A 19308-nucleotide genomic window follows, 5' to 3' on the forward strand; every position below is an offset into this window, starting at 1 on the left:
ATGATAAAACGAAAGAGTTGGCAGGATTACCAGAAGGAGATTGCCGACGACCACTACTATTACGCCCGCAGCTGTATCCGCCAGAATTTCTTTCCCGGCAGCGAGAAGCTGTTCATCGACATGCTGCGCAACGATCTGGGCAAGGACCTGACGGACGATCCGTTGCACTCGTCCTGCACGGGCATCGGCTACCACTCGGACATCGTGCCGCTCGAAACGATCATGACGGTCGTGGCGCGGCAGTTCGCGCTGATGACCGAAGCCGGGTATGAAAACCTCGTTTCGTCGTGCATCACTTCGTTCGGCGTCTACACGGAGATTCTGGCCACATGGCACGAGTTCCCGGAGACCGAGGCGAAGACCCGCGAGAACCTTTACAAGGCCACGGGGCGCGAATTCAAAAAGCCTGCGAGTCTGGCCCACACGTCGGACGTCGTCTTCCACTTCCGCGAGCAGATCGCCGCACGGGCCAAACACCGGCTGGTCAATGCCCAGACGGGCGAACCGCTGAAGGTCGTGGAGCATATCGGCTGCCACTATGCCAAAATATTCCCCAAATCGGGTATCGGCGGATCGGAATTTCCCTACGTGCTGGCCGGCATGGTCGAGTCGTGGGGCGGCGAGTGCGTGGACTATCCCGAACGGCGGCATTGCTGCGGCTTCGGGTTCCGCAACTATCTGGTGCAGGCCAACCGCGGCTATTCGATCGCCAATTCGCACAAGAAACTGGAGAGCATGGCCCCTTACAAGCCCGATTTCATCGTGGCCAACTGTCCGGGGTGCGCGATGTTCCTCGACAAGTGGCAGTACACGATCGCCGAGATGGAGGGGACGACTTACGGCCAGAACGGCCACGGGATTCCCGTCCTGACTTACGAGGAGATGGCCGGTCTGGTGCTCGGTTACGATCCTTGGGCGCTGGGCATGCAGATGCATCAGGTCGACGTCGAACCCCTGCTGGACAAGATGGGCGTCGAGTACGACCCCGCGGCCAAATACCTCGGCCGCAACGGAAAATATATCGGTAAACCTGCGTCGGCGGTGGTGAACTGCTGCCCGACGGACACAATATACGACATCAGAGAGTAATGAAACGAGTGGCAGTCATAGGCGGCGGCGTTGCGGGCATGCAAACGGCCCTGCGTCTGGCAGAACAGGGCATCGAACCTGTAATCATCGAAAAGGAGGCCGAACTGGGCGGCAAACTCCGGGGCTGGCACGTGCTGTTCCCGTCGTTTACCCCGGCGTCGGAGATTCTCACCGAACTGCGCCGCCGCGTCGCGGAGCGCGGTATCGAGGTGCTGACGCAGACCGAAGCCGCCGGGTTTACCCGCGAGGGCGTGCGGCTGACCGACGGGCGTACGATCGCGTGCGACTCGGTCGTGATGTGTTCGGGATTCACGCTGTTCGACGCGTCGATCAAGGAGGAGTACGGCTACGGCATCTACGACAACGTCTTTACGACGGTGGACATCGAGCGGATGCTCAACGAAGGCCGTGTGGCCAAGGCCGACGGCTCGCGTCCCAAGCGCATCGCTTTCCTGCACTGCGTAGGTTCGCGCGACGAAAAGGTCTGCCAGCAGCACTGTTCCAAGGTGTGCTGCATTACGGGCGTGAAGCAGGCGATGGAGATGAAACAGCTGTTTCCCGACGCCGACGTCTTCAATTTCTACATGGACATCCGCATGTTCGGCCCCGGATACGAAGAGATGTACCGTGAGGCGCAGCAGAAATACAACATCCACTTTATCCGGGGACGTATTTCGGAAGCCAGCCCGACGATTGACGGCCGCGTGCAGATCAAGGCCGAGGATACGCTGACGGGACGTCCGCTGCGCATGAGCGTCGACATGCTGATTCTGATTGTCGGCATGCGGGCCAACGACGACAACGCCGTGCTGGCCGAAGGCGCGGGTCTGCACCGTGCGCCGAGCGGTTTCATGGCGCCGCGCGACATGTTCTTGGGCAACGTGAAGAGCAACGTGGAGGGCATTTTTTACGCCGGAACCGTCACGGCGCCGAAGAATATCGGCGAATCGTTGAACGAAGCAACGGCCGCTGCCGACGCCGCGGCCCGATATCTGGGGGCATAGCGTATGGCGGCGATCAATTTCGGATATACCATCTCCAAGCCGCGGGCGATCGACATCGACCGCAACAACCTGCGCAAGAGCGACGAGATCCTGCACGAAATGCCGGAGCTGCAGGCCTGCATCGGATGCGGGGCCTGCACGGCGGTCTGCACGGCCGGAAACCTCACGGAGTTCAATTTCCGCAAGGTCCACACGCTCGTCCGCCGGGGCGAATATCAGGGGGCTTACGAGGAGATGAACAAGTGCATGCTCTGCGGCAAATGCCGGCTGGTGTGTCCGCGCGGTATCAACACGCGCGGCGTGGTCATGCTTATCAAACGTAAACTGGGAGACTTCTGACGATGACTTTTTTCGCACCATTCTGCATACCGTTCATGGTCGGCGCGGCCGTGATGTTCGTCGTACTGCTCTGGAAGTGGGGTTCGTGGCTCTACCTGCTGCCCCGCGCCGACAAGAAACGGATTCTGTTCGGACTGCCGACGCGCCGTACGCTGGCGGCCGTGTGGGAGGTGATCAGCGAATCGCTGCTGCACCGCCGCATCTTCAAGGTCAATCCGCTGCTGGGCTACATGCACATGAGTCTGGCTTTCGGCTGGTTTCTGCTGATTGCCGTGGGGTGGATCGAGACCATCGCCTACCTCGGATTCCGTTATGTGCCGCTGCAGGGACACGTCTTTTTCAAATATTTCGCCACGGGGCTGGAACATAAGCCCGTGTTCGACTTCCTGATGGACCTGCTGCTGCTCTTCGTCCTTTCGGGCGTGGCGCTGGCTTGGGGCAAGCGCGTTTACTCGCGGGCGATGGGCATGCGGCGTACGACCAAGCACTTGCTGGGCGACCGCGTGGCCCTCTCGGCGTTGTGGTTCGTCTTCCCGGTGCGCCTGATCGCCGAGAGCACGACCTGCGCCCTTTACGGCGGCGGAGGATTCCTGACGGGGGCGGTCGGCGCGTGGATGGCGGAGCACGTCAGCACGCTCGCGCTGATGAATCTCGAAAGCGCGGCATGGTGGGCCTATTCCGCATGCCTCGGTATTTTCTTCGTGGCGTTGCCTTTCTCGCGGTATATGCATATCTTTACCGAGATTCCCCTGATTTTCCTGCGGCATTACGAACTCCGCTCGACCGAAAAGGAGGGTTCGTTCGATCATTTTCAGGTCGAAGCATGTTCGCGCTGCGGTATCTGCATCGATCCCTGTCAGTTGCAGAGCGTGCTGGGAATCAATGACGTGCAGTCGGTCTATTTCCTGCGCGACCGCCGTTACCGGATGCTGCGGCTGGCGACGGCCGACAACTGCCTGATGTGCGGGCGCTGCGCCGAAAAGTGTCCTGTGGACATAGACCTGAATACGCTGCGGCTCAACTCGCGCGATACGATGCGCAACGTGCCCGACGAGAAGCGCTACGACTATTTCAAAGGGTTGGACCGCTCTTCGGGAGAGGGCAAGGTGGGCTATTTCGCGGGGTGCATGACCCTGCTTACGCCCCGTACGATGTCGGCGATGGACAAGGTGTTCCGCGCCGCGGGCGAAGAGGTATGGTGGGCCGACCGCGAAGGCGGCGTCTGCTGCGGCCGGCCGCTGAAGCTGGCCGGCGAGACCGATTCGGCGCGCAGGATGATGCGCTACAATACCGATCTGTTCCGCAAACACGGCATCACGACGCTCGTGACCTCGTGTCCGATCTGCCTGAAGGTTTTCCGCGAGGACTACGAACTGGCCGGAATCGAGGTGCTGCACCATTCGGAATATATCCTGCGTCTGATCCGGGCCGGACGGCTGGATGTCGTGCACGGCCCGACGCGCTTCACCTACCACGATCCCTGCGAATTGGGGCGCGGAAGCGGCATTTACGACGAGCCGCGCGCCGTGATCGAAGCGGTGGGCGAACTGCTCGAACCCGCGCAGACGCGCGAAAACGCTCCCTGCTGCGGCTCCTCGGTCGCCAATACGGCCATTTCCGACAGCCAGCAGGTGCGCCTTGCGCAGGCGGTGGCCGAAGAGCTGGAAGCCACGGGCGCAGAAGTGATCGTGACGGCCTGTCCGCTCTGCAAGAAGGCCATCGGCCGCGGCACGAGGGGCGAGGTGCGCGACTTGGCGGAGATCGTCGCCGCCGGGCTGAAATAAGACTGAGTTAGGTTAGTGAGTATAAGATGAAAGCAAAGAAAACGATTTTGGATACCATCGGTTCTACGCCGATGGTTCGGATCAATGCGCTGTCGCCCAATCCGAAAGTGAAGATATTCGCCAAACTCGAAGGGTTCAATCCGACGGGCAGCATCAAGGACCGCATTGCGGTCAAGATGATCGAAACCGCCGAGCGCGAAGGCCGCCTGACCAAAGGGAAGACGATCATCGAACCTACGTCGGGAAATACCGGCATCGGATTGGCTATTGTCGGCATCGTCAAAGGCTATCCCGTGGAGATCGTGATGAGCGAGGCCGTGTCGATCGAACGCCGTAAGATCATCCGCGCATACGGCGGCACGGTGCGTCTGACGCCTGCCGCCGAAGGGACGGACGGCGCGATCCGTCTGGCCCGCAAACTCGTCGCGGAGAATCCCGACAAATATTTTATGCCCGACCAGTTCGCGAATGCCGCCAATTACTTGGCGCATTATGAAAACACGGCGCTGGAGATCTGGCAGCAGACGGGCGGACAGATCGACTATCTTGTCTGCGCGATCGGAACGTCGGGGACTCTGATGGGGCTGTCGCGCTTTCTGAAAGTGATGAATCCCGCGATCAAGGTGGTTTGCGCCCAGCCGACCAAGGGGCACTATATTCAGGGTCTCAAAAATATGGAGGAGGCGATCGTGCCCGATATTTACGACCCCTCGAAGATCGACGTGCAGGAATTGGTCGAGAGCGAGGAGGCGATCGACATGGCCCGCAGGATCATCTCTGCCGAGGGTATCTTCGCCGGGATGAGCAGCGGCGCCGCCATGCTGGCCGCCGTACGCACCGCGGCGCGTATCGAGTCGGGGAATATCGTCGTCGTATTTCCCGACCGTGCCGAAAAGTACCTCAGCACGACGATGTTCCGGGAGTTCGAGGATTGAGGCCCGGCAAGCGCGGGCTTGGGGCCGGTAGATTCGGATTCCGGGAGCTGTTGGAGAACTTCCGGGTTGTGCTGGATGCTGAGAAACGAAAAAAAAATAATTGTTGGCGGCTGATAAATAGCATGATAGATCGTAAATGCCGCATTGTGCCCGGAAAAATTTGTAGAATCCGAATTTTTGTCTTATCTTTGCACACGCAAAAGCGATAGTACATCACTAAAGACATATCGCGGGATGGAGCAGTTGGCAGCTCGTCGGGCTCATAACCCGAAGGTCGGAGGTTCGAGTCCTCCTCCCGCTACCAAAGGGGCTAAACAGCAATGTTTGGCCCCTAATTTTATGCTCTGCAAAGTAGTTAAGTGTCTTATAATCAGTGAATAAGTAAAATTGCTATATTTTAAGATATTTTAGTAATTAACCAAAATCGGGGCATTTTAGGGGTTCTTTGGAATACCGGGCAAAATCTGAAAATCTCGGTATTCCAGACTTGTAATGAAAAGTATTCCAGCAGGTTATAAAACAATCTGCTGACTATGATTGAAATATTACGAATCACTTACTATCTCTATGAATTTAAGCGTACAAAGCAAGGAGAGGTACCTATCTATTGCAAGCTGACTACTGACGGGATTAACCGTCAGCAATTCTCTACCCGGTTGTATATCAGACCTGAAATTTGGGACAAAGACGCTCAATGTGTCCGTGGAACCTCGGAAGATGCCGTATTGATTAACCGTCGGTTACAGGACATCACCGTCGAGCTGAAAAGCATCGAGCGTAAATTATACGAAGCAGATGGAAATGTTTCACTCGATGAAATTTATTCTCTTTATAAGAATAAGACTGCCAATGAGCATACATTGTGTGGAATTTTCCGGGAACGTATAAAGCGGATGGAATCTCTCGTAGGCAAAGAATATTCACCTTCTACGTTGCAAAAATTCCGAGAGGTATTCGCCCACGTGGAGCGATATATCCAGAATTTATGTGCGCCCGTACAAGCTGCTTAGTAAATATCCCACTGGCAAGGGATTAGGTAAGTGTTCTTTGAAAAACCTATCATCACCCGACTTATCCGAAAGGGAAACCGGACGGGGAGTGTAGCATGTCGGGAACGTCGTAAGTCAGTCAGTTACCAGACTGCCACTGAACGGCAAGGTGAAACGATGGATATGAGGATGAAAACCGAATTGTTTGAACGACAGTCCGAGCTGCTCTACTTGAAGGCTATGACGTAAGGTAACTGAAATCGTCATACTGCGGTACTGCTCCGGTGTATAGGTACGGACGCAAGCAAGAACTTGCCGCAGAGCAACCATGATAAATGGTAAAGGACGGAAATCGCATCCGACAATCCATCATGCCAACAGTTACTAAGTAAGTAAACGGGGATTACCTAAACCGGAACGCCGTAAGGCTATGAGGTGCAGACCTCTGAATATCCGGCACGGTAACGGAGCCTCCGTAGTAGTCCGGGCAGGGTAACGCCCTGCACATGGCGAAGGGAGGCAGCTAATTTTCTTTAATACAATTTAATGGATAATGTGAGAGACATTATGAGAAGTCCGGAAAGAGTATTAAACAGTCTGAACGAACACAGTAAGGATTCGAGCTACAAGTTCGAACGCCTTTACCGGATTCTGTTCAACGAAGAGTTGTTCTATGTTGCCTACCAAAAGATCGCATCGAACGGAGGCAGTACGACCAAAGGCTCCGACGGTCGCAGTATCGACGAGATGAGCCTTGCCCGGATCGAAACGCTGATAGCCTCGTTGAAAGACGAAAGTTATCAGCCTCACCCGTCGCGGAGGGTGCATATCCCGAAGAAAAACGGGAAAACGCGCCCTCTGGGAATACCGGCTTTTGAAGACAAGCTGGTGCAGGAGGTAGTCCGCATGATTCTGGAAGCCATTTACGAGGGACATTTTGAGACCACCTCGCACGGTTTCCGACCTAAACGGAGCTGTCACACAGCATTACTTCATATTCAAAAGACGTTCAGCGGGGCGAAATGGTTTATCGAGGGCGACATCAAAGGGTTCTTCGACAACATTGACCATGATGTACTTGTCGGAATCCTGCGGGAGCGCATTTCAGATGACCGTTTTATCCGTCTGATACGGAAATTCCTGAAAGCGGGATACGTCGAGGATTGGACGTTTCACAACACTTACAGCGGAATGCCGCAGGGAGGTATCGTCAGCCCGATTCTGGCGAATATATACCTCGATAAATTAGACAAGTACGTGAAAGAGTATATCCGACATTTCGACATGGGAACCAAACGCAGGCCGGGCAAAGAGAGCAACGATTTGGCCAATGAACGAAAACGGACTGTGCGGAAACTGAAAAAGGTAAAAGACGGGACTGAGAAGGCGGCTTTGGTCGCAAGACTCAAAGCCATCGAACAGGAACGTGCAGCATTTCCAAGCGGAGATGAAATGGACGGAAGTTACCGCAGGCTCAAATACATCCGTTACGCCGACGATTTTATTCTGGGTGTAATCGGCAGCAAAGAGGATGCACTGCGGATAAAGGAGGATATTAAATCATTCCTATCCGAAAGCCTCGCCCTCGAACTGTCCGAAGAAAAGACGCTGATAACCCATACGGGTAAATCGGCGAAATTTCTCGGATATGAGATTACGGTAACACGGAACAATCATCAACGACGGGATGTGCAAGGACGTCTGCGACGCACCTACGGCAAGCGTGTCCGGCTGAATGTCAGCATGGCAACGCTGCGGGACAAACTTCTGGAATACGGAGCTATGGAAATCAAGCTCCGCAACGGGAAAGAGATTTGGAAACCCAAATGCCGTTCAGGATTGATATTCAACGACGATCTTGAAATCCTCGACCGATACAATCGGGAAACAGTGGGATTTTGCAACTATTACCTGATCGCCAACAACTGCGTCGTACTGCACAACTTCAGATATATCATGGAGTACAGCATGTATAAAACATTTGCGGGCAAATATAGGAGCACGGTACGAAAAATCAACAAAAAGTACCGTCTCAACAAACTGTTCACCGTAAAGTACGAGCAGAAAGGGGTAATCAAGTCCCGAACCTTTTACAAGACAAGTTTCAAACGCCGGACAACGGCGTTCAACGGAAGCTGCGACATCGAACCGTACTCTATTGCAGACGTGAGCCGAACCAATTTGACGGACAGGCTCAAAGCGGAAAAATGCGAATTGTGTGGGGCAACGGGCAAGCTGATTATGCACCATGTCCGCAACCTCAAAGACCTGAAAGGGAAAGAGAGTTGGAAACGGCTCATGTCAGCCCGAAAACGCAAGACCATTGCGTTGTGTCCGAGTTGCCACAGGCTGCGGCATCTGGGAAAAGTTTAGACTGAAAAAAAATTAGTGGAGAGCCGGATACGCCGAGAGGTGTAAGTCCGGTTCGGGGGCGAGTTCTTGGAAACCTGCCGTAGAAATACGGTAAGGCGCCGGGTGCTTAGCCTACATAAGAGTACGGACATTCCGATACGCCGTGTGGATTATTTTTTCGTAAAGCAGTTCGAGGACACCCTATTATCTCAAGGACTGAAAGCGATTACTATAAATAAAATCATGCAGCGGCTGCGTCAGATGGTCGTATATGCGTTCAAGTGTAACTATATCCAACAAGACCCATTTGTTGAATATAGACCTTTAAAAGAGCGAAAACGGCTGGTATTCCTTATGCAGGAAGAATTGAAATTGTTGGAAGATTATCATTTTGCCCAACAACGGTTGGAAGAGGTGAAGAATATCTATCTTTTCTCCGTCTATACTGGATTGGCTTATCATGAAGCGCAAGCCCTGCAACCGAAACATATTGTCAAGGGTTTCGATGGGCGAAACTGGATTAATCTGGTACGTCAGAAAACAGACCGGGAGATTGCTGTTCCACTGCTTCCTCAGGCCGAAAAATTAATAATTTGGTTTGAAAAGTTTTGCAAGGTAAATGAGTATGTGCAACCGCGCATCTCTAATCAAAAGGTCAATTCCTATTTACGGGAAATAGCGGAGGTTGTGGGTATCGACAAAAAACTGACCCACCATACAGCCCGTAAAACCTTTGCAACGACGATTTTGCTCTATAACGATGTGCCTATTGAAGTTGTGAGCAAATTACTTGGTCACTCCGATATTTCAGTTACCCAGCGCTCCTATGCGCAGGTTCTAAATAAGAATATCAGCAATCATATCGGGCGGTTGGAAAAGGTGCTTGATGTGTAATAAAAGTGCTGATAACCAGCAAAATAGTTGCTGAATTATTTGGAAATCTCGAATATTTTTCGTATATTGTTAATACAGTTAAAGACTTATAGTCAGGTCTTTACATTGCCCGATGCAATCGGAAGCAAGCTTAGTTAGGGGATAGCCCGTGTGTATGCATGGGCTTCCCTCGTTTAACACCCCATATGAGGAGTATGGGGATAATACATATTGATATGGTAACAAAAAGAGTTTTCCAATCATTGTCTGCCATAACGCTTGGGCGTCATAAAATGAATGACCCGCGTTATGAATTTCTGACCGAAGAGAAAAACGGAGAGGTAGTCAGTTGTATCGTCAATAATGCGGAGATAAAGGATGTACCCGGAATCGATTATGAGTTGAGCATAAATCCGGATAATCCGGACAAGATAGATGCACTCCAAATTATTATCAATGATGAAAGCAAGAAGTTAGGGGATGTTTTCATGCAGTTGCCCTACGGAGTAATTAAGAAGAACGTTCCCGGCATCGGTGCTACAACGCTGGCGCTGCGTTCGCCGAACAACTGTATCGTTGTGTGTCCCACCAAAGCTTTGGCATATGAGAAATATCTGACGGGCATAGACCCTCAAACGGGGAGAAATTCATATTTATATGTGGGCGGCGGATTTGGGGATATTAAACAATCCCCTTCCTCGAAAGCTATCAATAAGTATTTATCAAATAAGACGATACGCTATAAAAAGATTTTGGTCGTAGCAGACAGTCTTCGGAAAGTAATGGAGAAAATCGAGCCGAGGCTTCGGGATTGGTATATAATGGTGGATGAGATTGATTCTTATCAATCGGATAGTACTTATCGGAATCGTGCTTTGGGCTGGGTAATGGACTATTTCTTCAAATTTCCGGAACGCCAACGCTGTCTGGTATCTGCGACAATGCGCCCGTTTTCCAATCCGGAGATATTGAAAATGCCCGTTATCGAAGTGAATTTCAGGCGATTGATTAAGCGCGAGGTGAAGCTGTTATATACAAACGACGTCCATTTGACAACGGCCCAAACGATAATCCGCTTGCGTGACATGTACGGAGCAGGGCATAAAATTGCGGTCGCATATAACAGGATATCGGCTATTCGGGCTGTCATCAATCTGCTGCCGGAAGAATTAAGGACGGAATGCGCAATCTTGTGCAGTGCGCAAAGCCAAAGTGAAGCAGGAGCTTATTATGCGAATTTAGAGGGGACGTGTCTTCCCAAGCCAATTACATTTATAACGTGTACCTACTTCGTTGGAGTTGATATTGACGAGCGATTTCACCTATTATCCGTGTCAGATATCAAGCAGATATATACGATTCTTTCACCGGAAAAAATGTTGCAGATTGCAGGCCGATGCAGGCATCCCCAAGGTCTATATGATGAAACGATTATCTACAACTCCTCTTCAAAATTGAATGAACGCTATACTGTATACAATAAAAATAAGCTGTTGTGTTTGGCTGATGAACTATGTAATATGTATAATGCGACTGTTAAAATATATGAAAATTTTAATGGCGTATTGACGTACAGTTTCTTGAGTTCAATGCAGTCGTTGATTCGTCAATCCAAGCAAACATTCTACGGAAGTACGCCTGTCAGTCTGATTCGGAAGAGTATTCATGGAAATTATGTGATATCCTACTTCAATATCGATGCTCTTGTTGAATTCGTACGATTGCGAGAAGCGATTTACCTGATACCAGACGGTTTGGTTGAAGCATTGGGAAAAACATGCCGTATCGTTGACTGGAAAAAAATGTGGCATGAAAACGGTGAGGCTACTCAAAAAGTTGTTGCGGCAACAAATAAGGATTTAAAAGAGCTGCAGTACCAGAGTGTCGATGAGGTTGTTGAGGCAATCAGGGAGATGCATGAACAGAGAACAGACTGTATCCCGGTTTCTATGGAGAATCTCAAGCGTAAATGCAATCGAACTCAACGCGGATTTGTCGAGCGTTATGAGAAATTATCGCAGTATGTCCCATTTGAAAATCTGGTACAAAGGCTTTCGGATATGAGGGACAAAAGCAACGCTTGGTACAAATGGTATCACAATGCGGTTATCTTCAATGCACTGGCAGAGAATCACCCATTCAAACAAGTTATCAAAGCGAGCTTTAAGCCAGAAACAAAGTGGTGCTCTTTAGATATTCAGGAGCATTTAAATGTCATTTTCGAACAAATGGGGATGAAACCTATTAAAGAGGAGCGTGAAGCTGTGAAATGGCTAAAATGCCTGTGTACCTTGCAGCGAAATAAAGATGCCGTCAAGGGCAACTATTATATAGTTAAAAATTACTGTTCCGAAAAATACCTGAATTGTGAGATTGCACAAACAATTTCGATGGCAACTCCGATTAACGAAGAATTCAAACTCTAGTACTCACTTATATCAATATATTCATATATAAATATTGATTGGAATAAGAAATATTCACAATTATTCCCAATGCGCATCGTAGCATAAAGCATTCATTTACATATCTTTACACATCGGTTTGAGTGCTATTCAGCCCATCGACAAACCGTTCAAACAGAGGATTTTGATGAATATCTGTCGTAAAATCCTTGAATCAATTCTCTAAAGGCATTTCATCCATTTTATTGATTGTCCCGTCCTGAAAAAGGTTTACAGTGATTGATAATTAAAGATAAACATTTTGGTTCAAAAAATATTGTCCTGATATAAGTTTACATATGCCTTCCGAACAACCGTCTTTCGGCCCCAATGATGTTTGAGTTTCCCGGTTCTAAGTTCCGCTTCCAAGGGCGTAAGCCAATCGCAGCTGGCATGAGGTCTGAGTGAATTGTAAAGGATAACGATCTGGTCGATGCGTTCTTTTGCTGCCTGAAAACTTTCAAAACATTCCTCGTCGATCCATTCGCTCTTCAGAATACCGTTCACCCGTTCGGCAACGGCATTCTCATACGGATCGCCCTTTTCAGTCATGCTGATGCGAATCCCATTATCGGTCAGCAATTTCACATATTCTTTCGAACAATATTGGCATCCTCTGTCCGAATGATGGATTAACCCTTGCCGTTTTTGCTGCGGAGTCTGGTCTATGGCCATCCTCAGTGCACGGAGCGCTCCGTCCCGTTCCAATGTCGTATTCAGATCATAGCCTACGATCCGTTTGGAATAGGCATCCGTTATCAAAGCCAGATATGCAAATCCTTCTTTCAAAGAAATGTACGTAATATCTCCGACCCATAAACGATGCGGCCGCTCGAGGTCGAAACCCCGGATCAGATTCGGATATTTACGCATCCAGTGCCGCGAGCAGGTCGTAACGCTGTATTTCTTCCGACGTTTGACCAGAAGATTGTTTTCCGAAAGCAGCGTAAATAACCGATCCCGACTGACCGGAAATCCGTCTTGTTGCAGCAAATGCCACAGTTTACGACCGCCGAGCCTGGGCATCAGTTTCCGGTAGTAACCCACCCGCTCCAAAAGAAGGGTGTCGGACAAAGATCCTTCCCTATTACGCCGTAAATGTTTATAATAGGCCTGACGGGTATAGCCGAACAACCCGCACAGAAACGACAGGCTCATTGCTGTGTGTCTTTCTTTGAGACGCTGGACTGTCCGGCTGCGGATTTTTTTAGCAGGTCGATACCGTATTCTTCTTGGAGGATATCTCCCATGATCTCATAGCCTTCCAGACGTAATAAAGCCTCTTCCAAGCGCCGCCGAAGGGCTTTGTTCTCGGATAATAATTCACTGGCTTCTTCACTCGTAACGCGGGACATGATCGGATAAGGATTAGGGGTACTCACAAAGCTACAACTATTTTTCGCTTTCCACCGCTGACCCATCTTATGAATCGTAGACATGGGAATACCATGTTCTTCGGAGAGTTGGCGAGCCGTCTTGACTCCGCTCAAATACTCCTGTAAAATCAGATGACGCAACTGACGCGATAAATAATGACGTGATAAGTCTGAATTCGTTTTTTGCTGCATAAGATTTACTCTTTTCTGTAAACCTTTTTCAGGACGGGACAGATTGAAACAGTTGGTCTGAGTTGGACTGACATGGACTATGATGGACTATCATAGACTTACATGGACATATATTTTGGAGTATCTCCTTTCGATTTAAATTGAAATCTATATTCCACTATAATCCATGTCAGTCAACGGTAGTCCATTTCATTTTTTCCAATGTAAATCTGCTTCCTACGAAATAAAAGCTATGTAAGTGATCGAAGGCAGAACCATGATTCAACAATGAAAAATCACAAGAGAATCAAGGAATGTTTCGGCGATTTCGAAAATATTAAATTAACCATAAATCAGAACATGAACGAATACACATTCTATCAAGATCATAAAGGTACGATCTGGCAGCGGAGCCATTTCTCAGTGAATGCCGAGTCTCTAAATGAAGCAAAGCAGATCATAGCAGCCAACAACCTGTCTTCGAACTTCGTCGGTGATCTGGACGACGGACAAACCATTGTTTTCCACAAGTCAGAGTACCTATACGATACTTTGAGCAGTATGGTTCCCGATCATAACCAAGGACATGCCACGATAATCGTTCTCGATTCGAACCATGAGACTATCTGCATGAACGGCCACGATCCGCAGGTGGACCGATCTGTGCGGAAGGAGCTGCGGGTCTTCGCCTGGCCTTACAAACTACTGCCCCGCAATGCTTCCGACGAAGAGATTCTCAAGGCATGGGAGAATGGGCCCATACCAGCCCCGGAAGATGAAAGGGAGATGTCCGAAGTAGAAATATACACGCCTGATGAGTTTTCTGAGAGGATCAATGACAATAAATGCGCTTTCGACAATTATTATGTTCGTTTCATTATAATAACCTTATGAACATGACAAAAATAGCAAAACTGTGTAGCAGTAAGTCTGCTCACACGGATCATCGTTGATGAAACAGATTCCGAAGAGGAGAATCTGGCTACCGCCAAGCCTCAATTTATCTGCAAAATCAACACGGACCTTGGAGATAACGTTGAATTTATCGAAGAAGATACCGAATGTCCTTTCGATCCGGAAACAGATTGAACGCCCGGAAACCTATTGAAACGAACGCTGATTTAGATCAAAATTATAACTCAGAGCATGGCCGAATCAAGCCATGCTTTTTAATTATCCATAACCATGAAAACATTCGCAGATGTAAAACGTAAAATGAGACCCGGCACAAAGTGGCGTTGCATCCATCTTTTCGACAACACAGATATGGGTGTGCGAGCGGTTGGTAAAGCACAAACCAATGCCGTAGCATTCCTTAAACCCGACGGAAAACTTATATGGCTCTTTTGGCCCAAGGCTAAAGACATACAAATCATCGACGAGAATACTTTTATCGTAACAGACAACGGTAGACCTATGCTGAAATATATCTTCGTAGAGTAATAATTTCAGCCATAATACGCTGTAGAAATCTTAAAAATTAAAGCCTATGCAAAAGAAAAGCAAAGGCCGGATATTGAGTATTACACGAATATGTGGGTATTGCGGCAATCCCTTCGAAGCCCATAACAGTACAACTCGCTTTTGTTCAAGAAAATGTTATAACCGGGACTATTATCTCCATCATGCCCAAATTATGAATCTAAAAAGGGCCGAGCTGTATAAAAAAACCTACAAACCTCGAAATCCGGCAAAACCGAATCCTCTACCTGCTTCTGGAGAAATCACTACTCCAGTGGACCTCATTTCCATCAAAGAAGCGGCGAGACGTATGTGTGTATGCAAACAAACGGTGTACAACTTAATCCATGCGAATCAAATCAGGGAAATTCGTTACACCTCACGTTTATCCTATGTAAAATGGAGTGAAATAGTGAATCATTTCAATCACAACAATCCGAAGATTCCGCAAATCACGTTGCCGAAAGGTAAACAGCCGTTGCGCAGGGAAGTAATTGCAAAATTCGAAAAGGCAACGGCAAAAGCAAAACTCAAGGAATCAACTCCGCTGTGGCTAACGCCACAGCAAGTATGCGAAAGATACGATTTATCATCAATCAATATTGTCTACGCTTATGCCAGTAAATTTCATATAGTTAAAAAGAAAGTCCACCGGCATACATTGTATTCAAGCAAAGCCTTTGATGCCGTATTAGAACCTTATCCCGATAAAACGATGCCATCCGGGTATATAACCATAAAAGAGGCTTCACTGAGATACAATCTTTCTCTTACAGGAGTCCGAAAGAGACTTGACATTTTAGGTGTTAAATATACATGGTTTCAGAAATCGATTATTTTTCAGGAAGATGAGTTTGTGAAAAAATCCAAGAGACTTGAAATCGCCTGACAATTACCGCATTACAAAACACAAATAATTGATTGTATGGTTAGTAATAAATAACTTGCAATCCCAAAAAAATATAACATGAGAAGAGTAAAAGTTACAGTTCGCAGCCGTCCGATTTCCGGAGATCGACGCACGCTCTATCTTGATTATTACCCGGCAGTCCGCATTCCCGAAACGATGAAAATGATGCGGCAGGAAACATTGGGCATGTACCTGTATGATAAGCCGAAAAACCAGATTCAGAAACGGCATAATGAATCCACGCTTGCACAAGCGGAAGCTATACGCTGTCTCCGCGTCCAAGCTGTCATCAATGAAGAGTTTGGTTTTCTGGATAAACAACGCCTGAATACGGATTTTCTTGAATATTTCCGCAAAGAAACCCTCATGCGGAATTGTAGTTGGGCAAGTTGCTACAAACACTTCAAGACATTCGTGGGCGGTAAATGTACTTTTGCCCAGATCAATGTCGATTTATGCGTGAAATTCCGGGAATATCTTCTGAAAGCTCCCCGCTTTGATACTTCCGCCAAAGCACTTTCCGTCAATACGGCTTCGGGTTACTACCGCAAATTCCGGGGTTTGCTTGCCATCGCATTACGCGACAAACTGCTGCAGGAAAATATCAATTTGTATCTGGACCGTATCGATGTAAAGCCCAACAAAATTGAATTTCTCACCCAGCAGGAATTGCTCAATCTGTCGAAGGCTCCTTGTGAAATTCCCGTACTCAAAAAAGCGTCGCTTTTCTCATGCCTAACTGGATTGCGATATAGCGACGTGCAGCGCCTCGAATGGAGCAATATCGTTCCGAATCTCGAAGGCACGGGGTATAATATCCGTACACGGACAAAGAAAACACAAGCGGAAATATCTCTGCCGCTAAGTCCGGATGCCTTGGAGCTATGCGGAGAGCGTAGTGACGGCGTAGTTTTCATCGGACTTAACCGCAACATGCTCAATGCTCCTCTGCGCCGGTGGATCTCCGAAGCTGGAATTACAAAACATATCACTTTCCATAGTTTCCGGCACACCTACGCCGTGCTTCAGTTGGCAAGCGGGACCGATATTTACACCGTAAGTAAAATGCTCTCGCATAAGCATGTTACAACGACAGAAATCTACCTCGACCTGCTTGAAGAAACCAAGAGTAAAACCATCGGCCGCATTCAAATCCATAAAGATCACGATCCGGATGCAGCATGAAGAAATAGTACTAACCAATAAAATGTTTAGAAATGGACGAATCCACTAATTTGACATTCAACGACCTGCCGCAGGCAGTATGAATGATAGCGCAAGAACTGAAAGAACTCCGGGAAATGGTCGCGGTATTACAGCCTCCGAAACCCACGCGCCGGCCAATTCTTATCGATGAAGCCTGCAAGATTCTCGGTAAAGCCAAACCTACCGTATATACACTGTCCCGCTTAGGTGAAATTCCCAGTTGCAGACAGGGCCGAAAGGTTTATTTCTACGAAGATGAACTGCTTGAGTACATCAATTCCGGAAAAGTTACTACAGCCCGGGAAATACGGGAAACCGCAGAGCAGGCGCTATACAAAGGCACTCGACGCCGATAAATGATGAATACGGCAGAGACCTCACCATCGAATCAGGTGGTGAGGTTTATTGTTGTCTTAGAAATCTGATTTAAGTTAAAGCTTAAGTTAAAAGAAAGCCCAAAACACATTGTGCATCTTTGCCGTACAAAACGACAACCAACAAGCGGTGAAACAATGGATTCGGAACAACAGTTCAAAGAGATCAGAACCTTATGCGTTCTGATGATAGACAAGCTGGATAAGATTTCGGCTGAATTTCGGGAAATGTTTGGCGCACATAAACGAAACTCCGATGATATTATACTCGATTATCAGGATGTATGTCAGATATTGCATATCAGTCTCAGGCATTTGCGCCGACTGGCAAATTCGAATGAATTACCGGGCTTCAAAATCGGCAGACGGCGTTTCTGGCGTAACTACGACGTGCAGGAATATATTCGCAAGATAGAAAAAAATAAGAATCGCTAATCATATAAGTTATGCCCAAAGAACCAAAGTATAAACTCATCGAAGAAGAAACGCTTCGGGAACTCTTATCCACACAGTTCCAACTCAGCTATTCTATTATCCTGCTCAGCTACATTTGCCAGAGAAATAAACTCGACACGACCCTTACTGCAAACGAAGCGGGTGGCATCATAAAATTATCTCCCCGCCAGATAAATGACGCCCGCAACCGCTGCCTGATACGGGCTGTAAACTGCGGGACATGCAAGCTATACAGCATCTTCGACCTTGCCATGCTTGCTGCGAACCTACACCGGAAACGGATGATTTCAAGTTTGAGACACGTAACCACCTATTCTGCTCAAACACCCCGGGAATCCAAATAATTCCCTCTGCTTTTTCTTTTTAAACTCACCTTTCGAAGGGACAGACCGCTTGTGAAAGCCGTCTGTCCCGCTTTTTTATATTCTTATCCTAATTTAAAAATAATGCTTAAAAAACCACATAAATATGTTAGCACGATTCGGAGGCCCACTATATGTCACAGACGACTATATTCCTGGGATATATACTGAAATTTTCAACATACTGATACTCTCTGCCAGCCCCTCGGAGGTTCAACGACAATTACTACAGTTATGCTCCCGAAAAGGACATCAGAACCCCTATAATTATTTTAAATGGGGATTTTCGGGGTCCTATTTCTGGCTGCAGCAACGATTATCATACTGTTCAAAGGAGTGCTTTGCATTCAAACATCTGACGATAATGACTTATTCCCGGATTAATAAGCTCTTTATCAATAATTAATTCTCTAAGCGAAAATGACTTATGGTAAAAGAACCTTTATATCTGCCCGGTGATAAGCAGGAACTCTTCGACCGTTATTTGGATAAAACGGCTCATGCCGACCTGATTGAACGCCTCCGTGTTATCACCGGAGCCCTTCAAAACAAACTTACACCGCAGAAACTCCGACTACACCGTATCGATCGTACCGACGCAATAACCTTGTTCCACGAGCGACAAAAGCTCACAAAGAAAATGTTTCAAGCAGTAGTGACAGATTTTGCCGTGCGTGTCTGTACGAACCAGATTGAAATCTGCACGCAGCAATTCTATGAAGCGCCTCGCGGGAAAGAAGCCGAGCATATTGCGGCGTCCCGAATTCCCGACTTATGTGACGATACGGAGCTATTGGAACAAATGTACGAGTGGTGGAAAAACCTTCTTCCCGGCCAGAAAAAAGGCATTGCCAAAACCTTCGATGATGACTTTAACCCCGAATGGTGCTTCCGGGACAAAGAAGAAGAAACCATCCAATGTATTGATGCCTGCTGGCGCAGTTTGCCCTTGGAAACGCGCATAGATATATATCACTATTGTGTTTGACACACATAAAACTTAAATCCACCTTTTTGAACGTGAGACACACGTAAAACTGTACAACGAGCCTATGATAAAACCCACCGTTGTAAACCTGCCGCAGAGTTTGAATCAAGCCTCCGGTATAATCTTTCATTTTGCCGGGAGCCATGCGCTCCCGGTTCTTTTTTCCAGTAAAGCATTTCAACATTTACCTTTTAA

Annotated in this window: 19 protein-coding genes and 1 tRNA gene; 18 read left to right on the top strand and 2 right to left on the bottom strand. The window is 48.3% G+C overall.

What is annotated here, in order from left to right:
- From ALFI_RS10260 to ALFI_RS10305, 10 genes are all read left to right on the top strand, one after another.
- Entirely contained in the window at positions 1-1089 is a 1089-nt protein-coding gene (locus ALFI_RS10260) for a CoB--CoM heterodisulfide reductase iron-sulfur subunit B family protein (RefSeq protein ID WP_014775749.1), read from the top strand.
- Positions 1089-2093 (top strand): FAD-dependent oxidoreductase, encoded by a 1005-nt coding sequence (locus ALFI_RS10265; protein ID WP_009596372.1) that lies wholly within the window; start codon positions 1089-1091, stop codon positions 2091-2093. The genes ALFI_RS10260 and ALFI_RS10265 overlap by 1 nt, the downstream gene beginning before the upstream one ends.
- Before the next feature lie 3 nt (positions 2094-2096).
- Complete coding sequence (locus ALFI_RS10270; RefSeq protein WP_009596497.1) at positions 2097-2432, top strand: 4Fe-4S dicluster domain-containing protein; 336 nt, start codon at positions 2097-2099, stop codon at positions 2430-2432.
- A 2-nt stretch (positions 2433-2434) separates the two neighbouring features.
- Positions 2435-4216: a (Fe-S)-binding protein gene (locus tag ALFI_RS10275; RefSeq protein ID WP_042493546.1), complete on the top strand. Its 1782-nt coding sequence runs from the start codon at positions 2435-2437 to the stop codon at positions 4214-4216.
- A 26-nt stretch (positions 4217-4242) separates the two neighbouring features.
- The gene (locus ALFI_RS10280; RefSeq protein ID WP_009596330.1) at positions 4243-5151 is read left to right on the top strand and encodes a PLP-dependent cysteine synthase family protein; all 909 of its coding nucleotides are present in this window, start codon (positions 4243-4245) and stop codon (positions 5149-5151) included.
- A gap of 228 nt (positions 5152-5379) precedes the next feature.
- Positions 5380-5455: transfer RNA gene (locus ALFI_RS10285), tRNA-Met, on the top strand.
- A gap of 229 nt (positions 5456-5684) precedes the next feature.
- Positions 5685-6161, top strand: a complete 477-nt coding sequence (locus ALFI_RS10290; RefSeq protein ID WP_227042391.1) for an Arm DNA-binding domain-containing protein — start codon at positions 5685-5687, stop codon at positions 6159-6161.
- A gap of 546 nt (positions 6162-6707) precedes the next feature.
- Positions 6708-8513 carry a reverse transcriptase domain-containing protein gene (locus tag ALFI_RS10295; RefSeq protein WP_014774765.1) on the top strand — a complete coding sequence of 602 codons (1806 nt, stop codon included), beginning with the start codon at positions 6708-6710 and terminating at the stop codon, positions 8511-8513.
- A gap of 102 nt (positions 8514-8615) precedes the next feature.
- The gene (locus tag ALFI_RS10300; protein WP_276324427.1) at positions 8616-9386 is read left to right on the top strand and encodes a site-specific integrase; all 771 of its coding nucleotides are present in this window, start codon (positions 8616-8618) and stop codon (positions 9384-9386) included.
- 215 nt (positions 9387-9601) lie between these two features.
- Positions 9602-11791, top strand: a complete 2190-nt coding sequence (locus ALFI_RS10305; protein ID WP_155835656.1) for a DEAD/DEAH box helicase family protein — start codon at positions 9602-9604, stop codon at positions 11789-11791.
- Positions 11792-12076: 285 nt separating this feature from the next.
- Here ALFI_RS10305 and ALFI_RS10310 read toward each other — a convergent pair whose 3' ends face one another.
- Both ALFI_RS10310 and ALFI_RS10315 read right to left on the bottom strand, forming a co-directional pair.
- The gene (locus tag ALFI_RS10310) at positions 12077-12967 is read right to left on the bottom strand and encodes an IS3 family transposase (RefSeq protein ID WP_014774758.1); all 891 of its coding nucleotides are present in this window, start codon (positions 12965-12967) and stop codon (positions 12077-12079) included.
- Positions 12964-13377: a hypothetical protein gene (locus ALFI_RS10315; RefSeq protein ID WP_014774978.1), complete on the bottom strand. Its 414-nt coding sequence runs from the start codon at positions 13375-13377 to the stop codon at positions 12964-12966. The genes ALFI_RS10310 and ALFI_RS10315 overlap by 4 nt, the downstream gene beginning before the upstream one ends.
- Before the next feature lie 339 nt (positions 13378-13716).
- On the opposite strand from ALFI_RS10315, the gene ALFI_RS10320 reads away from it, so the two are divergent.
- The 8 genes from ALFI_RS10320 (at position 13717) to ALFI_RS10350 (ending at position 19113) form a co-directional block, all read left to right on the top strand.
- Complete coding sequence (locus tag ALFI_RS10320; protein ID WP_147344317.1) at positions 13717-14250, top strand: hypothetical protein; 534 nt, start codon at positions 13717-13719, stop codon at positions 14248-14250.
- Between the two features lie 291 nt (positions 14251-14541).
- Positions 14542-14799, top strand: coding sequence for a hypothetical protein (locus tag ALFI_RS10325; protein ID WP_042493551.1), 258 nt, complete (start codon positions 14542-14544; stop codon positions 14797-14799).
- Between the two features lie 46 nt (positions 14800-14845).
- A complete protein-coding gene (locus ALFI_RS10330; RefSeq protein ID WP_014775755.1) occupies positions 14846-15706 on the top strand; it encodes a hypothetical protein in 861 nt (286 codons plus the stop codon).
- A gap of 78 nt (positions 15707-15784) precedes the next feature.
- Complete coding sequence (locus ALFI_RS10335; RefSeq protein ID WP_014775756.1) at positions 15785-16912, top strand: site-specific integrase; 1128 nt, start codon at positions 15785-15787, stop codon at positions 16910-16912.
- Between the two features lie 116 nt (positions 16913-17028).
- Positions 17029-17289, top strand: a complete 261-nt coding sequence (locus ALFI_RS17795; RefSeq protein WP_208854092.1) for a helix-turn-helix domain-containing protein — start codon at positions 17029-17031, stop codon at positions 17287-17289.
- Positions 17290-17445: 156 nt separating this feature from the next.
- Positions 17446-17742, top strand: a complete 297-nt coding sequence (locus tag ALFI_RS10340) for a helix-turn-helix domain-containing protein (RefSeq protein WP_014775757.1) — start codon at positions 17446-17448, stop codon at positions 17740-17742.
- An 11-nt stretch (positions 17743-17753) separates the two neighbouring features.
- A complete protein-coding gene (locus ALFI_RS17265; RefSeq protein ID WP_014775758.1) occupies positions 17754-18107 on the top strand; it encodes a hypothetical protein in 354 nt (117 codons plus the stop codon).
- A 445-nt stretch (positions 18108-18552) separates the two neighbouring features.
- The gene (locus ALFI_RS10350) at positions 18553-19113 is read left to right on the top strand and encodes a hypothetical protein (RefSeq protein WP_014775760.1); all 561 of its coding nucleotides are present in this window, start codon (positions 18553-18555) and stop codon (positions 19111-19113) included.
- Positions 19114-19308: the final 195 nt, after the last annotated feature.

Source organism: Alistipes finegoldii DSM 17242 (genome assembly GCF_000265365.1).
Classification (GTDB): Bacteria; Bacteroidota; Bacteroidia; order Bacteroidales; family Rikenellaceae; genus Alistipes; species Alistipes finegoldii.